This is a genomic window from Methylomagnum ishizawai, from assembly GCF_900155475.1.
Lineage (GTDB): Bacteria > Pseudomonadota > Gammaproteobacteria > Methylococcales > Methylococcaceae > Methylomagnum > Methylomagnum ishizawai_A.
The window spans coordinates 4,424,826-4,441,924 of record NZ_FXAM01000001.1 but is presented as its reverse complement, the minus strand read 5'-3'; the positions used below and the strand labels follow the sequence as shown (position 1 = coordinate 4,441,924).

The following is a 17,099-nucleotide window of genomic DNA, read 5'->3' as shown; positions in this document are numbered from 1 at the left end:
GGCGCGGCGGGGATCGCGTCGCCGCGCCGGTCGGGCTTATTGCTTATGGCTTTTGGCGACGGGTTCCGCGGCGTGGGGCGTGGTCTTGGCCGTGTCTTTGGACGCCGTTTTGGTGGACTTGCCCGATCTCTCCCAGGACTTGGCCGGGGGCGCGTCCGTGATGGAGGCCAGGGACGGCGCGATGCCCTGGGCTTTCACCGCATCCACATAGGTGGTGCGCTCTTCGGCGGGCAGCGGGATCAGCCCTAGGGATTTGAGATAGCCTTTTTCGCCCCAGGTATGCTCGCTGGTGAATTCGCCGACATACTCTTTCAGGCCGGGGGTCAGGCCGAGATGGGCGCCTTTGACGTAGAGGTACAGGGGGCGCGAACCGGCATAGCTGCGCGAGGCGATGCTGTCGTGGGTGGGTTCCAGGCCGTCGATGGGGACGGCGCGGATATGGGCCATGTTATCGATATAGGCTTTATAGTCGATGATGGCGACCGCGCCCGGCGCGTGGTTCAAGCGGGAAAGCTGGTCTTCGTCATGCTCGCGGCCTTCGACATAGACGCCGTCGTCGCGCAGGGTGCGGCATTTGCGCAGCATATCCGGGCTGGGTTCGGTCTTGCCCGCCGCGACCCAGGGCGCGCCTTTGCATTCCATATCGGAAATCAGGTCCACGAAGGCGTCGTAGGTGCCGGAGGCGGCGGACGGACCCAAGACCTCGATGGGGCTGTCGGGCAAGGCGGGATTGATCTGCTTCCAGGTATGGTTGGGGTTGGCGACCGGCTTGCCATCGGGACCGGCCACCCATTTGGCCAGGGCCATGCGGGCTTCCTTGCGGGTCAGGGCGATGGGCGGGGCTTTCTTGGCCTGGGCCATGACCAACCCATCGTAGCCGATCTTGACTTCGAGGATATCGCCGACGCCGTTGGTCTGGCATTCCTCGCGCTCCTTAGGCTTCATGGCGCGGGAGGCGTTGACGATATCGGGGGTTTCGCCCTGGGCACCCTCGCAGAACAGCTTGATACCGCCGCCGGTGCCGGTGGATTGCAGCAGCGGTAGTTGTTTCTTATGGGACTTGGAGAAGTGTTCGCCGACCGTCTTGGCGAATGGGAACAAGGTGGTCGAACCCACCGTGTAGATGTAGCCCCTTTGGAATTCCGCCGAGGCCGAAGCGCTGAGCAAAGCGGTGGAAACAAGCGCCGCGCGGGCGAGGATATGTTTTCGCATGTGACTATCTCTGGGGTGGAAACAGGATATCCGGGGTGGAAGCGGGCTGCGCCGGGTCCGGCGCGAAGGGCGGAATTGTACGCGATGTTCCGGGCCACCGCGTAAAACAAAGCGTCTCCCCGGAAACGGCGAACCCGCCACGGGGGCGGGTTCGCACGGGCGGGGACGGCGCGGAGTCCGTCCCTGGACCGGAGGCTTAGTCGCCCATCCAGCGCAGTTCGACGCGGCGGTTCTTCTCGCGGCCCGCTTCGGTGCGGTTGTCGGCGATGGGGTATTCCACGCCGTAGCCCTTGGCGTACAGCTTGTTGGCAACGCCCTTGGCCTTCAGGTAGCGCACCACGGACTCGGAACGGCGCTGCGACAGGTTCAGGTTGTACTGGCGCTTGTCGGGACGGCCTTCGTCGCTGGCGTAACCGGCCACTTCGATGTCACGTTTTTCCGGGAAGGCGACCAATTGGTCGGCGGCACCGTCCAGGATGCGTTTGGCACCGGGGGTCAGTTCGTCGGAATCGAACTGGAAGTTGACGCCGCGCAGTTCCATCACGATGGGGCAGCCCTGGTCGTCGATCTTGCTGCCCTTCATGGTGCCGGGGCATTTGTCGTCGCAATCGTTGACGCCATCGTGGTCGGTGTCGCGGTTGGCGCATTCATCGACCGGCGCGGCGGCGGGGGCTTCGGCCACGGCGCCCGGCTTTTCGCCCAAGGGGATGACGAAGCCCAGGTTGACGACCATGTCGCTCAATAGGTCGGTGTTCTGGGACATGGCATCGCCGTTCACCGGGTTGATGCCACTCAAGGCGTTGGCGGTGTTGCCCCGGTAGCGCACATCGCCGCGCAGCAGGAAGTTGTCGGTCAGTTCGTAGGTCGCGCCCACGCCCAGTTCGAAGATGAAGGAACTTTGCTGCTTGCCCTTCCCATGATATGGGGAATTGTCGCCGGTGCGGGCGCTGGTGTTCATGCCGCCCAAGGCCAATACGGCATAGGGGGAGAAGGCGTCGCGCATGAAATAGTATTGGAGGTCGATGGTGCCGCCAGCCAGGTCGGTTTGTCCGCCGGCATAGTTCGGATTGGAGCCGCCGCCGATGCTATTCCCATAGCCCTGCCAGAAACCGCGTACTTCGACGTTGAAGTATTCGTTGATGATCTTGCCGACCGCGCCGCCCGCGCCCCAGCCGTCGAAGCCCTTGGTATCGCCGCCGGTATGCAGGTAGCTGCCGAACGGCGCGATATAGAAACGGTCGTCCATGAAGGTGCTGGTACTGCCGTAGTCGTCGTCCGCCTGGGCGGACAGGCCGGTCATCGCGCTGGCGAGACCCATGGCCAATAAAATCTTTTTCGTCATGTTCATCTCCTTGTAGCCCAAACAACAACAATTTTCGAGGAATCCGCAACAAGGGGAATGTTAGCGGCTGGACTGTGGCCGCGCAACCGCGGCGCGTGGTTTTTTCTGGCCGGGCGCGTAAGGATAAATGCTAGGTCCGGGGGTGGGCCGGAAATGGCGAACGGGCGGGCGGCTCAGGCCGCCGTGGCCTGGGCCGCGAGGGGGAGGGCGCGGATCACCCGCTGTTCGCCGAAGCAACAGCTAAAGCAACTGCCTTTGCCCGGTGTGCTGGCGATCTTGAGTTCGGCCCCGTGGCGGGCCATGACGTGCTTGGCGATGGCGAGTCCCAGGCCGGAGCCGCTCTTGCCGCCCTCCACGTCCACCCGGTAGAAGCGCTCGGTCAGGCGCGGCAGATGTTCCTGGGCGATACCGGGTCCGGTGTCCTCGACATCCAGCCGCGCCCCCTGGCCTTCATCGCGCCAACGCACGGTCACCCGGCCCTCGGGCGGGGTGTATTTCACGGCGTTGACCACGAGGTTGGAGAAAGCGCTACGCAATTCCGGTTCCGCGCCCATCAGGCCGGCTTGGGTTTCCAACCGCAGTTCGATCTCGGGGCCGCGGTCGGACAGGAGACCGGCTTCTTCGCGGATCAGCTTGAGCAGGGCGGGCACGTCCACCGGTTTGGGCACCAGCGCGTGCGCCCCGGATTCCAGCCGGGTCAGGGACAGGAGGCCGTCGATCAGGCTTTGCATCCGCGTGGTTTGTTCCTCCATGCGGCGGAACACCTTGAGATAGGCGGGCGGGGTGGCGTCGGCGTCGCTCAGGGTTTCCAGATAGCCCTTCAGCACCGTGAGCGGGGTGCGGAGTTCGTGGGAGACGTTGGCGATGAAGTCGGTGCGGACCCGTTCCATGAACCGGAGTTGGGTGACATCCTGCGCCACCAGCAGCCGCAGGTCGTCGCCATAGGGCACGACCCGGATTTCCAACTGCACGTTTTCCGCCGCCGGGGAGGGAATGCCGATGGTAGCTTGGTGGTAATCCTTGCGCTTGAGGTAATCGGTGAATTTCGGATAGCGCAACAAGTTGCCGATTTGCTGGCCGATATCACCCCGGCGCAGGCCCAGCAACTGGCCGGCCGCTTCGTTGAACCAATCGATCTCGTCCCGGGGTCCCAGGACCACGGTGGCATCCGGCAGGGCGGCAGTCGCGGTGCGGAAGCGTTCCAACATCTGGATCAGTTGCTTCTTGCGGCGCTTGTTGCGGCGGCGCAAACGGAAGATGAGGTAATAAATCTCTTCCCACACCCCGTCGCCCTGTGGCATCTGGCTGGCCCGCCCGCCCTGCAACCAGGCCAGCAGGCGGTTGACGAAGAACAAATGCCGCGCCAGATAGGATACGAGGCACAGCCACAGGACCAGGGAAGCTTGGTTGAACAGCTTGGCGAAAAAGGCACCGAACAGCAGCGACAGGAGGACGAACGAGAGTTCGGAACGCCAAGGGCTCATCGGGGCGGGATCAGGGTTGCTCGGAGAAACGGTAGCCGAAGCCGCGCACGGTCTGGATCATTTCCTCGCGGCCATGCTCGGACAGGATTTTGCGCAGGCGGCGGATATGCACATCGACGGTGCGCTCCTCGATGAACGAGCCGCGGCCCCAGACCTGGTCCAACAACTGGCCCCGGCTGTAGACCTTGTCGGGATGGGTCAGGAAGAATTCCAGCAGGCGGTATTCGGTGGGGCTCAGCACCACCGACTGCTCGGCGATGGTGACGCGGTGTTCGTCGTTGTAGAGGGCGATGCCGCCCAGTTCGATATGGCCGGACTTGCCGAACTTGCTGCTGCGGCGCAGGACGGCCTTGATCCGGGCCACCAGTTCGCGCGGCGAGAACGGCTTGGTGATGTAGTCGTCGGCCCCGAATTCCAGGCCGCGGATCTTGTCCTCTTCCTCGCCGCGGGCGGTGAGCATGATGATGGGGATTTCGCCCAGGCTCTTGTCCTTCTTCAGGCGCCGCGCCCATTCGACCCCGCTGACGCCGGGCAGCATCCAGTCCAACAGGATCAGGTCGGGCGTGATTTCCCCCAACACGGCCTGGGCGTGTTGGGTGTCGGCCACGGCTTGGTAGGTGAATTCGGCCTGCTCCAGGATCATGCCCAACATTTCCCGGATAGCATCCTCATCTTCGACTACGAGTACGTTCAACGCGGTCATCCTCGAAATCCTATTAGTACAATCAACCGCTTACTGTACGTGCCGATTGTGAAGCTTTTGTTAAGGCCCGCGCCGAGCTGTAGCTTGGATGGCGTGGAACGGAATCCGGGGCGCGGGTTCCCGCACAGGTTCCCGGATTGCGCCACGCCGCTTCTGGGTTATCCGGCTGCGCGGTTCCAGCGTTGGGCGAGGCTGAGCGCCGCGAGGAACAGGAAGCAGATCAAGACCCAGGCCGGCATGCTCAGGCCCAGCAGGGTCCAATCCACCTTGGCGCAATCGCCGGTGCCGGTCACCATGGCCTTGAGGGTGTCGGTCAGCGGGAAGTAATGGAACATGTATTCCAGGCCGGGGGTGCAGGCCGGCACCTTGTCGGCGGGCAGGTGTTGTATCCAGATGTGGCGGGCGGAAACGGCGGCCCCGCCCAGCGCGGTGGCGCAACCCAGCCAGGCATAGCGGCGGATACCGGCCGGGCCTGGATTGTGCAGGGCCGCCGCCAGCATGACCAAGCCCACCGCCACCACCATGATCCGCTGCGAGATGCACAGGGGGCAGGGTTCCAGTCCGCCTTGGAATTGGAAGTACAGCGCCATCAGGATCAGTCCCAGGCAATACAGGGCACCCAGCGTGAAATAGGCGCGGGCGTTCAGGCCGCGGGCGAATTTGAGGGCGGTTTCTAGGGATGCGCTCATGGTTCAATCGTCCAGGCGGAAGCCGACCTTCAACACGACCTGGAAATGGGCGACCTGGCCGTCCACGATCTGGCCGCGGGTTTCCACGACCTGGAACCAATCGAGGTGGGCCAGGGTTTGGGCGGCTTTGGCGATGGCGTTGCGGATGGCGTCGTCGGTGCTGGTGGGCGAGGTGCCGACGATTTCGACGAGCTTGTAGACGCGGTTGGACATGGTTGGGATTCCTGGTGGTGGAAGGCTGCGGGGGATTATAGCCTCAGCCTTCCGTGTTGCGCTCCACCCAGCGTTCGCCTTGGGCGAGGGTTTCTTTTTTCCAGAACGGGGCGCGATGCTTGAGTTCTTCCATGAGGTACCGGCAGGCCTCGAAGGCGGCGTTGCGGTGGGCGGACCAGACCGCCACCAGCACGATGGGCTGGCCGGGCAGGATATCGCCGACCCGGTGGATGACCAGGGCGTCGAGGAAGGTCCAGCGCCGCCGGGCCTCGTCCAGGATATGTCCGAGCTGGTTCTCGGTCATGCCGGGATAATGTTCGAGGGTCATGGCGCGTACCGTGTCGCCCTCGTTGAAATCGCGCATCGTGCCGACGAAGGCGCAGGTCGCGCCGTACTGGCCGGAGAGCCTGGGCTGCCCGGCTTGGTATTCCAGCAATTCGGCGTAGGGCTCGAAGGGATCGGGACGCAGGGCGATGGCCATTTCAGCCTCCCGTGACCGGCGGGAAGAACGCCACTTCGTCGCCGTCGCGCACCGGGGTGGCGGGATCGGCGTATTCCAGGTTGATGGCGCAGAGCAGTCCTTGCGGCAGTGGCCGGCCCGCAGCCACGGCTTGCCAAACTTCGATGACGCTGTGGAGGCCGTCCGGGGCCAGGGTTTCCTCGGCCCGGCCCAGGGTTTCACGCAGGCTGGCGAAATAACGGACTGTGATCGACATAAGACGTGTTCTCGCGGGTGACGGGGCCGATGTCCGGCACGATAGGGGTGAAGACGGTTCGCGGCTCGCGCAGACCCAGGCCGAGGCGGGTGTGTTGGTCCGGCCGCGCCAGCCAAGCCCCCAATCCGCCCCCGGCCAGGAACGCCGGGAAGGCGGCGTCGATCCAGCCGCGCGCCGCCGCTGCTTGGACACCGAATTCGCCCGTCGGAATCCCCGCCGATTTCACCAAGAGTAGGTGTTCCACGCCGAGCTTCCGCGCCAGCCAGGCCGCGAGGCTATCCGAGGTGATCGCCCACGAGGCCGGGACTTCCGCTTCGGGAATGGCGGCGGGATCGGGGAGCCAAAGGGCGGAGCGCCCAACGGCCAGGGCTGCGGCCAAACCGGCGATATCCGAAGAGACCGCGAATCCGGGCGAAAGGTCGCCAAGCATCAGGCCATATTGGCGCATGGCGAGGATCGCCATGGCGTGGGCGGCGTGGTCGCTGAAACCCCAATGGGTCTGCGCCGTCCGCACCGCGTCGGCGAACGGCCCGCCGCCCGGCACCAGGACCGCGCCGCTATCGGCCAGGGCATGGAGCCAGCGCGGCAGGTGTTCCGAGGCGTGGAGGCTGCCGCCCAGCTTAATAACCCAAGGGGTAGGCACCGGTTTTCTGGAGGCGGAATTGGTCCAGCAGGTTCAGCAGGGCGGCGGCTTTGTGGTAGCACTCCTGGTATTCCAACTCCGGGTCGGAATCGGCCACGATGCCGCCGCCGGCCCAGAAGCGGATGGTGTGGTCGGAATGGGCGAAGGTGCGGATGGCGATATTGGTGTCCATGTCGCCGTCGAAGCCGATATAGCCGATGGAACCGCAATAGACGCCGCGCCGGTGCGGTTCCAGTTCCTCGATGATTTCCATGGCGCGGATTTTGGGTGCGCCGGTGATGGAACCGCCGGGGAAGCAGCCCCGTAGCAAATCCAGGGCGTCCTGCCCTTCCGCCAAGTGTCCGCGCACCGTGCTGACCAGATGATGCACGGTGGCATAGCTCTCGATCTCGAACAGCTTGGGGACGTGGACCGAACCCGGTGCGCAGCATTTGCCGATATCGTTGCGGAGGAGATCGACGATCATCAGGTTTTCGGCGCGGTCCTTCAGGCTGTCCCGCAGTTCCTGGGCATGGGCGGCGTCGATCCGGGGATGGGGCGAGCGGGGGCGGGTGCCCTTGATCGGCTTGGTTTCGACCCGGCCGCGCTCGACCTTGAGGAAGCGTTCCGGCGAGGAACTCAGCACCTGGACCTGCGGATAATTGAGATAGGCGCTGAACGGGGCGGGATTGTAGGGCCGCAGCAATTGGTAGGCCGACCAGGGATTGCCCGAGCAATAGGCCGAGAAGCGCTGGGTCAGGTTGACCTGGTAGCAATCGCCTTCGCGGATGTAATGTTGGATGCGGTCGAAGGCCCGGCCATAGCGGGCGCGGTCCAGGTTCGACACCACGTCGCTATGCAGGGCGAAATCGTCGAGTTGCCAGCCGATGGTCTGGATTTGGCTGAAGGCTTGCACCAGGTGCGGCCAGCGTTGTTCCAGCGCGGGACCGCGGCCTTGTCCGACCAGCCAGGTGCGGCGTTCCTGGTGATCGACCACCACCGCCCAGTCGTAGATGCCGATGACCATCTCGGGGATGTTGTCGGCGTCGAGGGCCGTTTCCGGCAGGCGTTCCAAGCGCCGGGCCAGATCGTAGCCGAAATAGCCGATGGCTCCACCCTGGAACGGCAGGCCGGGGATCGCCGCCGCAGGTTCGCCCAAGGCGCGCCGCACCAGCGAGAACGGGTCTTCCGGCGAGAGGGAGATGGAGCCGCCGCTGCGGATTTCAGTCAAGGCTCCCCGCGTGACCAGGGTTTGGATGGGGTCGGCGGCGATAATGTCGTAGCGGCCTTGGTGGCTGTGCGGGAAGCCGCTGTCCAGGAACACGGCCCAGCGCCGTTCCGCCCAGGGCAGGAACAGGGCGGCGCTATCTTCGAAATACGGGAGCTCTTCAATCCTGGGGGTCATCGGACCCTACCTCCCGCGCCGCCAACAAGGCCACGGCGACCGCCGGGGCGCAATCCGCGATCCTGGGAACACGGGCCGGGACGGCAAACAAATCGCTGAAATCCACATAGGCAAGTTTCAATCGTTGGGCGAGTTCTTGGGCCAGGAACCGGCCCACGCCGGCCCCGACCACGGGCGCGGAATCGTCGAGGAGGCCCCGCGACCCTAATCGGTCCACCCCGGAGCGCAGTTTGGCGAGTTGCTGTTCGCGGAAATAGCGGGCGGCATCGCGCCAGCGCTGTGGCGGGGCCGAATCCGCGTCCCTGCCGAACAGCCGGGCGAGGCGGCGGGCGCTGTCCGTCCAGGTTTTTCCGCCACCATCGGCGGCCGGGAGCGGGTCGGCGTCCTCGGGCAATTCGCCGGTCAGCCGGTAGACATCGGCCATGGTGGCGAAATGCTCGGCCATGAGCCCGACCCATTCGCCCTCGAACGGCGCCCGCTCCGCCACGGCCATGACCGGGGTCCGGGCGATTCCGGTATATATGAGTTCATCGTAGCGCATTCGTTCGTAATCGGTATAGCCCCGGACGGTAACCCGGTGTCCATGGATTGGAAATATATCCGTGGTCGTGCTGCCGATATCGAGCCACAGGGCCGCTTCGAGCCGGGTCGCCACCCAGGCACCGCTCGCCAGCCAATTGGCCGAGGCGATATGCCCCGCATCGCCGGGCCGGACCGCCGCCGCCGCGATGAAACCTCGGGGTCCGGCATAAATCCAGAGCCTATCCCTGCCGCAGCGTGCGGCCATGGCGTCCACTAAAGCGGCCACGCCCGCCGCCCGGTCGGGGAAGAGATCGACCAATTCGCCGGTCATGGTGGCGGCGTGGCGGCAACCGGGCGCGGGGGCGAAGCGCTGGAATATCCGGTCCAGCGCCGTATGCAACCGGTCCAGTCCTTGCCACAGCGGGCAGGGTTCCAAGGCCACGGCCAGGACGTGGCCCGACGCATCCAGGGCGGCGGCTTTCAAATGGGCGCCGCCGATGTCCCAGCCTATCAGTTCAATGCTCATGCTCGGGTTCCAGGGTGATTTCGACTGGGACGCGGTCCAGGCGGGCCGGGTCTGGCAAGCGGCCATGCCGCCAGAGGTCCAGGATCAAACCGGCGGGATTGACGCCGAGGGCGCGGGCGAGGCCGGTATAGGAGGTGGTCAGGCGCGGATTGATTTCCAGGACTCGCGGCCCTTGCGGGGTGAGGATGAAATCGACGCCCGCGTAGCCCCAAAGTTCCGGGAGTGTGGCGGCGATGGCCGGGGCCAGCGTTCCGCAAGCGGTGGCGGTGGCGGCGTCCACGGCGTTGACGCCGCAGCCGGTGAGGACGAAGCCGCCGTCGCGGCGGATGATGTGCTGGCGGTTGAGGCTTAAAGCGATGGCTTCGCCTTGGGCGAACAGGGCGGATAGGCTCAGCGCCTCGCCCGCGATCAAGGGCTGTGCCACGTAGCCTTGGCCCGCGAACCGCTCCAGGCAGTGTCGCCAAGCTTCCGGTGTTGCGACGATGCGCGAGCCTTCACAGCCGACGCCGTCGTCGGGCTTGACGACCATCGGGAACATCGGGTCCGGCCAAGCGTCGAGAGGCAGGGTTTTCACCACCGGGATACCATGGGTTTCCAAGTGGCGGGCGGTGGCGAATTTGCTGGCCGCGATCCCCACCGCCGCCGCCGGGCTGGTCAACAGTGGTTTGCCGAGGGTTTCCACGGTCCGGCACAGCCGTTCCAGGATGCCGCCGGTTTCCGGGGCGATGGGCCAAACCGCATCGCACCCGGCGGCGAGCTCGCCGAAACGGCGTTCGGCGTCGCCGCCGGTGTCGAGCGCGATCCATTCGGTCCGGGGGAAATTTCCGGAGGGCGGGGGCAAACGGGCGTCTCGCAGGGCCAGGATATCCACGCCGGGCAGCCCGGATAAATCCCGCAGCAAAGCCATCAGCATGAATTCGCCTTCCACCACCAGCGAAGCGGGCGGGATTTCCGGGGCCAGGCCGCCGCCGGTAACATACTCGAATACCAGGATTCTCAAGGCTTATCTCCCATGGAAATCATTCCCGTCATCGATCTGATGAATGGCCGCGCCGTACACGCCGTCCGGGGTCGGCGCGAAAACTATCGGCCCTTGCAAAGTCCCTTGTGCCCTAGCGCCGAACCCCGCGCCGTGCTGGAAGGTTTGTTGGGGCTGCATGCCTTCAAAACCGTCTATCTGGCCGACCTCGATGCCCTGATGGGCAAACCGCGGCAAACCGCCGTGGTGTCCGGGCTGCTGCGGGCGTTTCCCGGCGTGTGTTTTTGGATCGACGCCGGGCTGCCGGAACCCGGATGGGCTTGGCCGGAAGGACGGGGCGTGGTGGTGATCGGTAGCGAGTCGCTGGGCGTGGAGATATCGGCCTTGCCCGATGCCAGGACCACGCCGTTCATCTTGTCGCTGGATTTCCAGGGCGGCGGCTTGCTGGGACCGTCGGCCTTGCCGGACCGGCCCGACCTTTGGCCGGAGCGGGTGATCTTGATGAGCTTGGCGCGGGTGGGCAGCGGCGCGGGACCGGATCGCGCCCGGCTCGGGCAATTCATACGGAACCATCCGGGCCACCGCTTCGTGGCGGCGGGCGGGGTGCGCGACGCCAGGGATTTGGCGGCGCTCGAAGTCCTGGGCGTGTCCCAGGTGTTGATGGCCAGCGCTTTGCATTCCGGCGCGGTGGATGGGGCGGTGTTGGGGCGGTTCGGTTGAGGAATCCGGGGCGAAAAAAAACGTTGCCCCGGAGCGGGGCAACGTTTTGTCCGGGATCGGCGCTGCTTAGTGAGCGGCGAACGGATGGGCGGCTTCGCCCTTCTGCTTCACCACGTCGGCGGCCTTCGGCTCGCCGGCCACGGCGCGCTTGATGGCTTGCTTGGTGGCTTCGTAGTTGTAGTCTTGGATCTTGGTGTCGTCTTCGGCCAGCCAGTGGATGAACACACCCACGCAGATGAACAGGTCATCGGCTTCGTCGGCGGGGATGGTGCCGTCCTCGACGCAATCGGCCACGGCCATGGCCACGCCGCGCTGGGCCGGTCCGAACATCTGAGTGGCTTGCTTGCCGTTCTTGATGGTGACCTTGTTGAACATGACGGTGGCCGGCTTGCAGAGCAGGTTGGGTGCGACCACGGCCAGGAGGCTGGTGAAACCATCCTTATTGTTGGTCAGGCAGTTCGCGAAGGCGGTTTCGGCGGCGCTGCCACGCGGACCCATGATCAGGTCGATGTGGGCCACTTCGTTCGGAACGGAGTCGCCGGTGAACACCAAGGACTCGCCCACCAACAATTTATCGATCTTTGCCATTGCAATCTCCTCTTTGGTAAATAAAGGAAAAAATTTCTTAAGTAGCGACATTATTATGCCTCCCCCCAAGCGGAAGCATCGGCAGCGGTTTTGTCGAAACACCGCGCCGAATCCTACCTCTCAGGTCTCCGACCGGGATACCCTGGGGTTTTCCACCGTATCCTTCATTTCATCAACAGGATTTCCAAGCGCACAGCCAATAAACACGCGACCGTGAGGTCGGCGGTGGTGCCTGGGTTGATTCCATGGGATTTGAACTCGGCGTCCGCTTCCCGCAGTAGCCGCATGGCTTGTTCCGGCTGGTCGGAGTCGAGCAAGGCCCGCTCGATGCGGTCCATCCATCCGGCCACCCGGCGGTGATGGCGGGTACCGGATTTGCGCTCGATGTGGCTATCGGGATGGCGTCTCAGCAATCCGGTGAAGACAGCCACCGCTGCCCATTCTTCATGGCCCCATTGGGACAGCGAACTATGATAGCGTGGAATGGAGTCTGCAAGAATATCGGCATAGGAATTGGTGTATTGAAAAGCGATACGGTCGCGGGCTTCGGCCAAACGCATCGCTTCCAATAACGTGACTCCGGGTTCGGCGCGGACGTCCTGTTCGGGGGCCGCGCCCAGGCCGCCGGGTTGGGCGACGCGGATGGCGCGGTAGACCCAGGCGGCATCGCCGCGGGTGGTCCCGGCCAGGACCCGGTCCAGGGCCGTCCGCAAGGCTTCGCCGTCCCGCCGCGTCTCGTAGGCCAGGATCAAGGGCGCGGCCAGTAGCACGATGCCGAGATTGGTGTTGCAGCCCACGGCGGCGTGGGTGGCTTCGATAGCGCGATAAATCCGTTCGCCCAGCGACAGCGACTCGTCGCACAGGAAAGGGGCGCTTGCTTCGGCGCTACGCCGGAAATCCTCCACCGTCATGCCATGGCCTTCGGAATGGACGCTGACATTGCCCGGCTTGAAGGCCCGCAGTTCCATTTCGCAGGCTTCGAGGTAGGCGGTCCGCAAAGCCGCTTGGCGCTCGGTATTCATGGTAACGCTCCGGCCCCGGTGTCGCGGGCGGGCAGGCGGCGCAGGAAATCCTCGACCAACAGATCGGCGATGGACACCTCGCTGACGCTTTGCAAGCCCTTCCAGGCCGGGATGCTGTTGACTTCCAGCACGCTATAGCGGCCATGCTCGTCGCGGATGATATCGACCCCGGCGTAGCCCATGTCCAGCGCCTTCACCGCGTCCTCGGCCAGACGGCAGAGCAGGCGGTTGTCGAGCCGCACCGGCTCGCAACGGGCGCCCTGGTGGACATTGTTGAGCCAGGTCACGCCGCAACGGCGCATGGCCGCCACCGCCTTATCGCCGATCACGAATACCCGGAAGTCGTGCGGCTGCTCCCCGCAATGCACGAAACGCTGTAGATAAAAGAGGCCGTTGTCGGGCGAGAATCCCGCGAGGTCGTCCAGGGTTTGATAGCGGCGCAAGCCCTGGCCTTGCGAGCCGAACAGGGGTTTGCTGACCACGCCGTGGCCCGCGTTCAGTTCGCGCTCGGCGATGTGGCGGGCGGTGTCCGGGTCGGCCAGCACCCAGGCGGGCGGGGTGGGGATGCCGGCCCGGTGCAGCAGGAAGCTGGTCATGGCCTTGTCCACGGTGCGTTCGACCGCCCGGCCCTCGTTGTAGACCGGGATGCCCAGCAAGCTGAGGGCGTGCAGAATATCCAGGTAGAACACCACCTGTTCCAGGCTGCCACCCGGCACGCCGCGCACGAACACGCCGTCCGGTAATCGGTCGGCGAAGCCGGGGAGGCTGACCGGGAAATTCTCGGTTTCAAGATCGAGCTTGCACGCGGTCAGGGAGACGTAGCGGTCGTCGTAGCCCCGTGCGGCCAGTGCTGCGCGTAGGCGTTTGCCGTGCCAGCCGGGGTCGTCGGTGACGATGGCGATGCGGCGCATCATTCTCCGAACGACCGCTCCAACAACTCCCCATCCAATTTCCCGGCATGGAAGCTGCGCCCCGATTCCACGGCGGTGACAATCACCTGGGCCGGGCTGAACAACATCGGATCGACCTTGAAGAAATCGTACTTATATTCCTTGAACACCTCGGCGAAGGGCTTGCCATAGTCGCGGGAGGTGGAACTCGGCAGTTCGTGGGCCAGGGTTTCGGCGGCCTCGTCGCCGCCCTTCACGAACAAGTGGGCCGTGCCGCCGAACAGGATGGCGTCGTTGGTGCGGCCCATCGCCTTCACGAAGTTGGGATGCGGCGGTGGCACCGGCGCGGAGGCGCTGCCGTCGATGATATGGCCCAGGGGGAAATGCAGCGAATGGGCCTTGTGCAGCGCCACTTCCAGCACCCGCCCGACCACTTGCATCGACCCGGCCAGGCTGGAGGTCGGGGTCAGGATCACATGCACGCTGTCGGTTTCGACCTTGCAGGCGCGGGCGATCTTCTGGATCAACTCGACCGGCGGCACCTTGTCCACTTCCATGACGATGGCGGTTTCGCCATGCACGTCGCGGTAGCCCAGTTCCTCGAACAATTCCTCGACCGGCTTTTCCGCGCCGTCCTTGAGCTTGGTGGCCATGGCGCGGGCCGGGCCGGAACCCAGGGCGTAGAACGCGCCCTTGCCTTCGCCGTGGGATAGGCTCCAGCCGGCGTATTGGCTGCCGAGGCAGGCCATGACCGGGTTGGAGCTATGCACGTTCACGCTCACCGGCCAGCGCGGGAAGGCCGGGTTGTGGGTCAGGGTCACGGTGCCGAGGCCACCCATGCAGACTTCCGCGATCAAGCGCCCGGCTTCCAAGCCGCCCACGGCGTCGATGCCGGCGTCGATGATGGTGCAGCCGTTGCCGAGCCGCTCGACTTTGAGCCTGAGCTTGCCGGCGTTGGCGATCATGTGTTTGACGATGGGCAATGCGAGCGCGTTGACGCTGACCTTGGTCTGCATGGTTCTCTCCTGGCTATGCATGGATGGACGGGTGGCGATAAACCGCTTCCGGTGCTTGGGCTGCCGGGAGGCGGTGTTGGGGAATCGGGGACGGGGCGGGCGGTGGACGCCGGGGTTGGTTCGGTGGCATCGGGGTCGGGGGTCTAGCGTGCGCGGTCCAGCCATTGGATCAATCCGGCCTCGCGCTGCCGGATCATCGCTTCCACTTGTTCGGGGTCGGAGCCTTGGGCCTCGACCGTGCAGAGGGGGTCGCCGGTGCGGATGGCGGTGCCCGGCATGGGGCGGTCGGCGCACCCTTCGGGCCAGGCCAAGGCGTGGGGCACGGTCCAGGGACCGGGGGCGAACACCGCTTTGCTGGCCCGCACGGTATCGCCCGCCTGCCAGGGTTCGCCCAATGTGCCCCGGCAGGCCCGGACATGGCGGGCCAACAGCCCTTCCGGGAAATCCGCGTCGTAGAGTCCCAGGGTGGCGCTGGGCCTGGGGTTGATTTCCAGTACCCGGCACACCGGCCCGTCGCGCATGAAATCCAGGCTGTTCAAGCCCCGCAGCCCCATGGTCCGCACCAGCCGGGCGATCACTGCGGCGACCTGCGCCCGCTGTGTCCGGTCCAGCCCAGCCCGGTTAATCGCCCCGACAAATAAAAACGGCTGGCCGGGAAGGCGAGCCGTCCATAAGGTGTTGAAACCGACGATGCGGGCGTTCGCGCCATCGGCCAGGAACAGGGCGGACAACGGCGGGCCGACCACATACCGCTGGTAATACCGATCCGGGTCGTCCCCTTGCGCTTGGGCGCAGAAGACTACACCCTTGCCCCCCTCGCCGCAACCGGGCTTGGCCAGCCAGCCCTGTGGGTCTGGGGGCGGCTCGAAGCGGGTTTCGGGGTGGGGAATGTCGAGGCGGCGGAGTAGCTCGAAAAAGCGCCGGGGCGATTTGGCCCACCGCAAGGTGTCGGGGGCGTTGCCGTAGACCTCGCGGCCTGACGATAAGCGTTCCAACAAGTCCGGGGCGAGGTCCAGCCCGCTGCCATAGACCAAGGCGTAGCCGGATTCCGGGGGCGCGAGCCGGGCGGCGGCATCCAGCAAGGCGGCGGGGTCTAGCCCGGTGGGTCCGGGCGGGATGGCGGCGGTGGCTTGGGCCTGGGCGCGGGTATCCTGGTCGGCGTAGAGGTCGAGGACCACCGGGCGGATGCCGGCGCGGGCGGCGGACCCGGTCAGCATCCGCCCGCCACAAGCCGCGATCAGCAGGCGCTCGGGCAAATCGGGCGGGACGGCGGACACGGGATCGGATTAGCGGGCGGTGGAATCCAGGGGTTCCACGCTGATGTCCGCGCCGTGACTGCGGGCGGTACCCAGCAGGAAACGCAGTTCGCCATGGTGGGCGAAGCGGGCCTGGACCTCGGCCAAGAGCGCCTCCGCCCGCGCGGCGTTTTCCACCAAGCAAAAGCCGGTCGGTCCCCACGAGCTTTGGCCGATGCCCACCGCGCCCCGCGCCGCCAGGAAATCCAGCGCCGCGCTCACTTCCGGGCTGGTGAAGCGTCCGCCTTGGGCGGGCGCGAAATAATCGCCGACCGCCCGCTGTAATTCGGCCACCACCGCGCCGAAACCCGCGATATCGCGCTCGGCCAGGGCGGGCAAGCCCTTCATCAGCAGCCAATGGCACAGCCGGGCGGCTTCCTCGGCGGGGAAGGGCGGCAGCGCCCGGAAGGCTTCGATTTCCGCCACGCCGTGCAAGCCTTGGGCGCGGTCGTCCAGAATCAGGAGGAAGCGCCAGTCGGCGGGCATGTCCATCCGGGCCAGGACCGGCGGGATGCTCGTGTGTTCACCCCGGCCGCCATCGACCACCAAGCCGCCCTGCTCGAACACCGCGATGCCAATGCCGGAGCGGGCACCGCGCTCGATCAAGGCAGCGATATCGCGGACGCCCAAGCCCAGGCCGTACAATTGGCTCAAGCCCATGCCCACGGCCAGGGCCAATTGCGTGCCCGAACCCAGGCCGGCATGGCCGGGGATGGCTTGCTCGATGTGGATGGTGGCGGGGCAGGGTCGTCCCGTGGCGTGGGCGAATTTCTGGGCGGCGGCGACGGCCCGTTCCGCGCCTGGACCGGTGGCGGTCGACTGCGGGGCGGGTTCCAGGCTCAGGCGGGTGGCGATCTCGTTGATGCCGACGCCGATGCTGCCGAAACGCCGCCCCAGTGAGCCGCCGATATCGAGGAAACCCATGTGCAAACGGGCGGGGGCCATCACGCGGACGCGGTGGTTGGGGGCGGTGGGGAAATCCATGGTCATCGGCAGGCGTGTCTATCGGGTGGCCTTGGGGCCGGTGGTTACGGGCGCGGAATCAGGGCGGGAATGCTATGGCATGGCATCCGGTTTGTCGATGCGCCGCCCGTGCCCGGCCTGTTTCCCGGAGCGGGACTTTGGTTGAAAACCCGCCCTGGAATCCCTATCCTG

Annotated in this window: 19 protein-coding genes; 1 reads left to right on the top strand and 18 read right to left on the bottom strand. The window is 65.6% G+C overall.

Features of this window, described 5'->3' with window-relative positions:
* Positions 1–36: 36 nt before the first annotated feature.
* The 12 genes from B9N93_RS20005 to B9N93_RS19950 all read right to left on the bottom strand — a co-directional run bounded on the left by B9N93_RS20005 (position 37) and on the right by B9N93_RS19950 (position 10,434).
* Positions 37–1,212, bottom strand: coding sequence for a substrate-binding domain-containing protein (locus B9N93_RS20005; RefSeq protein ID WP_217807324.1), 1,176 nt, complete (start codon positions 1,210–1,212; stop codon positions 37–39).
* A gap of 196 nt (positions 1,213–1,408) precedes the next feature.
* On the bottom strand, positions 1,409–2,554 hold the full coding sequence (locus B9N93_RS20000; protein WP_085216352.1) for an OmpA family protein: 1,146 nt from the start codon (positions 2,552–2,554) through the stop codon (positions 1,409–1,411).
* Positions 2,555–2,727: 173 nt separating this feature from the next.
* Positions 2,728–4,038, bottom strand: coding sequence for a phosphate regulon sensor histidine kinase PhoR (gene phoR / locus B9N93_RS19995; protein WP_085215967.1), 1,311 nt, complete (start codon positions 4,036–4,038; stop codon positions 2,728–2,730).
* Positions 4,039–4,048: 10 nt separating this feature from the next.
* A complete protein-coding gene (gene phoB, locus B9N93_RS19990) occupies positions 4,049–4,741 on the bottom strand; it encodes a phosphate regulon transcriptional regulator PhoB (RefSeq protein WP_085215966.1) in 693 nt (230 codons plus the stop codon).
* Positions 4,742–4,899: 158 nt separating this feature from the next.
* Positions 4,900–5,430 carry a disulfide bond formation protein B gene (locus B9N93_RS19985; RefSeq protein WP_085215965.1) on the bottom strand — a complete coding sequence of 177 codons (531 nt, stop codon included), beginning with the start codon at positions 5,428–5,430 and terminating at the stop codon, positions 4,900–4,902.
* A 3-nt stretch (positions 5,431–5,433) separates the two neighbouring features.
* Entirely contained in the window at positions 5,434–5,643 is a 210-nt protein-coding gene (locus B9N93_RS19980; RefSeq protein WP_085215964.1) for a dodecin, read from the bottom strand.
* 43 nt (positions 5,644–5,686) lie between these two features.
* Positions 5,687–6,124: a molybdenum cofactor biosynthesis protein MoaE gene (locus B9N93_RS19975; protein ID WP_085215963.1), complete on the bottom strand. Its 438-nt coding sequence runs from the start codon at positions 6,122–6,124 to the stop codon at positions 5,687–5,689.
* A 1-nt stretch (position 6,125) separates the two neighbouring features.
* Positions 6,126–6,359 (bottom strand): MoaD/ThiS family protein, encoded by a 234-nt coding sequence (locus B9N93_RS19970; protein ID WP_085215962.1) that lies wholly within the window; start codon positions 6,357–6,359, stop codon positions 6,126–6,128.
* A complete protein-coding gene (locus B9N93_RS19965; RefSeq protein WP_125469081.1) occupies positions 6,322–7,002 on the bottom strand; it encodes an amino acid kinase family protein in 681 nt (226 codons plus the stop codon). Before B9N93_RS19965 ends, B9N93_RS19970 begins: the two co-directional genes overlap by 38 nt.
* Positions 6,980–8,386: an aminodeoxychorismate synthase component I gene (gene pabB / locus B9N93_RS19960; RefSeq protein WP_085215961.1), complete on the bottom strand. Its 1,407-nt coding sequence runs from the start codon at positions 8,384–8,386 to the stop codon at positions 6,980–6,982. Before pabB ends, B9N93_RS19965 begins: the two co-directional genes overlap by 23 nt.
* A complete protein-coding gene (locus B9N93_RS19955) occupies positions 8,370–9,434 on the bottom strand; it encodes a hydantoinase/oxoprolinase family protein (RefSeq protein WP_085215960.1) in 1,065 nt (354 codons plus the stop codon). Before B9N93_RS19955 ends, pabB begins: the two co-directional genes overlap by 17 nt.
* The gene (locus B9N93_RS19950) at positions 9,424–10,434 is read right to left on the bottom strand and encodes an ATP-grasp domain-containing protein (RefSeq protein WP_085215959.1); all 1,011 of its coding nucleotides are present in this window, start codon (positions 10,432–10,434) and stop codon (positions 9,424–9,426) included. Before B9N93_RS19950 ends, B9N93_RS19955 begins: the two co-directional genes overlap by 11 nt.
* Positions 10,435–10,446: 12 nt before the next feature.
* Here B9N93_RS19950 and B9N93_RS19945 point away from each other — a divergent pair, with 12 nt between their 5' ends.
* Positions 10,447–11,133 carry a HisA/HisF-related TIM barrel protein gene (locus B9N93_RS19945; RefSeq protein WP_085215958.1) on the top strand — a complete coding sequence of 229 codons (687 nt, stop codon included), beginning with the start codon at positions 10,447–10,449 and terminating at the stop codon, positions 11,131–11,133.
* A gap of 66 nt (positions 11,134–11,199) precedes the next feature.
* On the opposite strand, the gene fae is transcribed toward B9N93_RS19945, so the two are convergent.
* The 6 genes from fae to B9N93_RS19915 form a co-directional block, all read right to left on the bottom strand.
* Positions 11,200–11,721, bottom strand: coding sequence for a formaldehyde-activating enzyme (fae, locus tag B9N93_RS19940; RefSeq protein WP_085215957.1), 522 nt, complete (start codon positions 11,719–11,721; stop codon positions 11,200–11,202).
* Positions 11,722–11,885: 164 nt separating this feature from the next.
* Positions 11,886–12,743 carry a triphosphoribosyl-dephospho-CoA synthase gene (locus B9N93_RS19935; protein ID WP_085215956.1) on the bottom strand — a complete coding sequence of 286 codons (858 nt, stop codon included), beginning with the start codon at positions 12,741–12,743 and terminating at the stop codon, positions 11,886–11,888.
* Positions 12,740–13,654 (bottom strand): ATP-grasp domain-containing protein, encoded by a 915-nt coding sequence (locus tag B9N93_RS19930; protein ID WP_085216351.1) that lies wholly within the window; start codon positions 13,652–13,654, stop codon positions 12,740–12,742. The genes B9N93_RS19935 and B9N93_RS19930 overlap by 4 nt, the downstream gene beginning before the upstream one ends.
* Complete coding sequence (gene mch, locus B9N93_RS19925; RefSeq protein ID WP_085215955.1) at positions 13,654–14,649, bottom strand: methenyltetrahydromethanopterin cyclohydrolase; 996 nt, start codon at positions 14,647–14,649, stop codon at positions 13,654–13,656. The genes B9N93_RS19930 and mch overlap by 1 nt, the downstream gene beginning before the upstream one ends.
* A gap of 143 nt (positions 14,650–14,792) precedes the next feature.
* Entirely contained in the window at positions 14,793–15,926 is a 1,134-nt protein-coding gene (locus B9N93_RS19920) for an ATP-grasp domain-containing protein (protein WP_085215954.1), read from the bottom strand.
* A 9-nt stretch (positions 15,927–15,935) separates the two neighbouring features.
* Positions 15,936–16,928 carry a beta-ribofuranosylaminobenzene 5'-phosphate synthase family protein gene (locus tag B9N93_RS19915; RefSeq protein WP_176225344.1) on the bottom strand — a complete coding sequence of 331 codons (993 nt, stop codon included), beginning with the start codon at positions 16,926–16,928 and terminating at the stop codon, positions 15,936–15,938.
* Between the last annotated feature and the right edge of the window lie 171 nt (positions 16,929–17,099).

Coding starts and splice junctions, on each gene's coding strand:
- B9N93_RS20005 (WP_217807324.1), bottom strand. CDS start 1,212: ATGCGAAAACATATCCTCGCCCGCGCGGCGCTTGTTTCCACCGCTTTG.
- B9N93_RS20000 (WP_085216352.1), bottom strand. CDS start 2,554: ATGACGAAAAAGATTTTATTGGCCATGGGTCTCGCCAGCGCGATGACC.
- phoR (WP_085215967.1), bottom strand. CDS start 4,038: ATGAGCCCTTGGCGTTCCGAACTCTCGTTCGTCCTCCTGTCGCTGCTG.
- phoB (WP_085215966.1), bottom strand. CDS start 4,741: ATGACCGCGTTGAACGTACTCGTAGTCGAAGATGAGGATGCTATCCGG.
- B9N93_RS19985 (WP_085215965.1), bottom strand. CDS start 5,430: ATGAGCGCATCCCTAGAAACCGCCCTCAAATTCGCCCGCGGCCTGAAC.
- B9N93_RS19980 (WP_085215964.1), bottom strand. CDS start 5,643: ATGTCCAACCGCGTCTACAAGCTCGTCGAAATCGTCGGCACCTCGCCC.
- B9N93_RS19975 (WP_085215963.1), bottom strand. CDS start 6,124: ATGGCCATCGCCCTGCGTCCCGATCCCTTCGAGCCCTACGCCGAATTG.
- B9N93_RS19970 (WP_085215962.1), bottom strand. CDS start 6,359: ATGTCGATCACAGTCCGTTATTTCGCCAGCCTGCGTGAAACCCTGGGC.
- pabB (WP_085215961.1), bottom strand. CDS start 8,386: ATGACCCCCAGGATTGAAGAGCTCCCGTATTTCGAAGATAGCGCCGCC.
- B9N93_RS19955 (WP_085215960.1), bottom strand. CDS start 9,434: ATGAGCATTGAACTGATAGGCTGGGACATCGGCGGCGCCCATTTGAAA.
- B9N93_RS19945 (WP_085215958.1), top strand. CDS start 10,447: ATGGAAATCATTCCCGTCATCGATCTGATGAATGGCCGCGCCGTACAC.
- fae (WP_085215957.1), bottom strand. CDS start 11,721: ATGGCAAAGATCGATAAATTGTTGGTGGGCGAGTCCTTGGTGTTCACC.
- B9N93_RS19935 (WP_085215956.1), bottom strand. CDS start 12,743: ATGAATACCGAGCGCCAAGCGGCTTTGCGGACCGCCTACCTCGAAGCC.
- B9N93_RS19930 (WP_085216351.1), bottom strand. CDS start 13,654: ATGCGCCGCATCGCCATCGTCACCGACGACCCCGGCTGGCACGGCAAA.
- mch (WP_085215955.1), bottom strand. CDS start 14,649: ATGCAGACCAAGGTCAGCGTCAACGCGCTCGCATTGCCCATCGTCAAA.
- B9N93_RS19915 (WP_176225344.1), bottom strand. CDS start 16,928: ATGGATTTCCCCACCGCCCCCAACCACCGCGTCCGCGTGATGGCCCCC.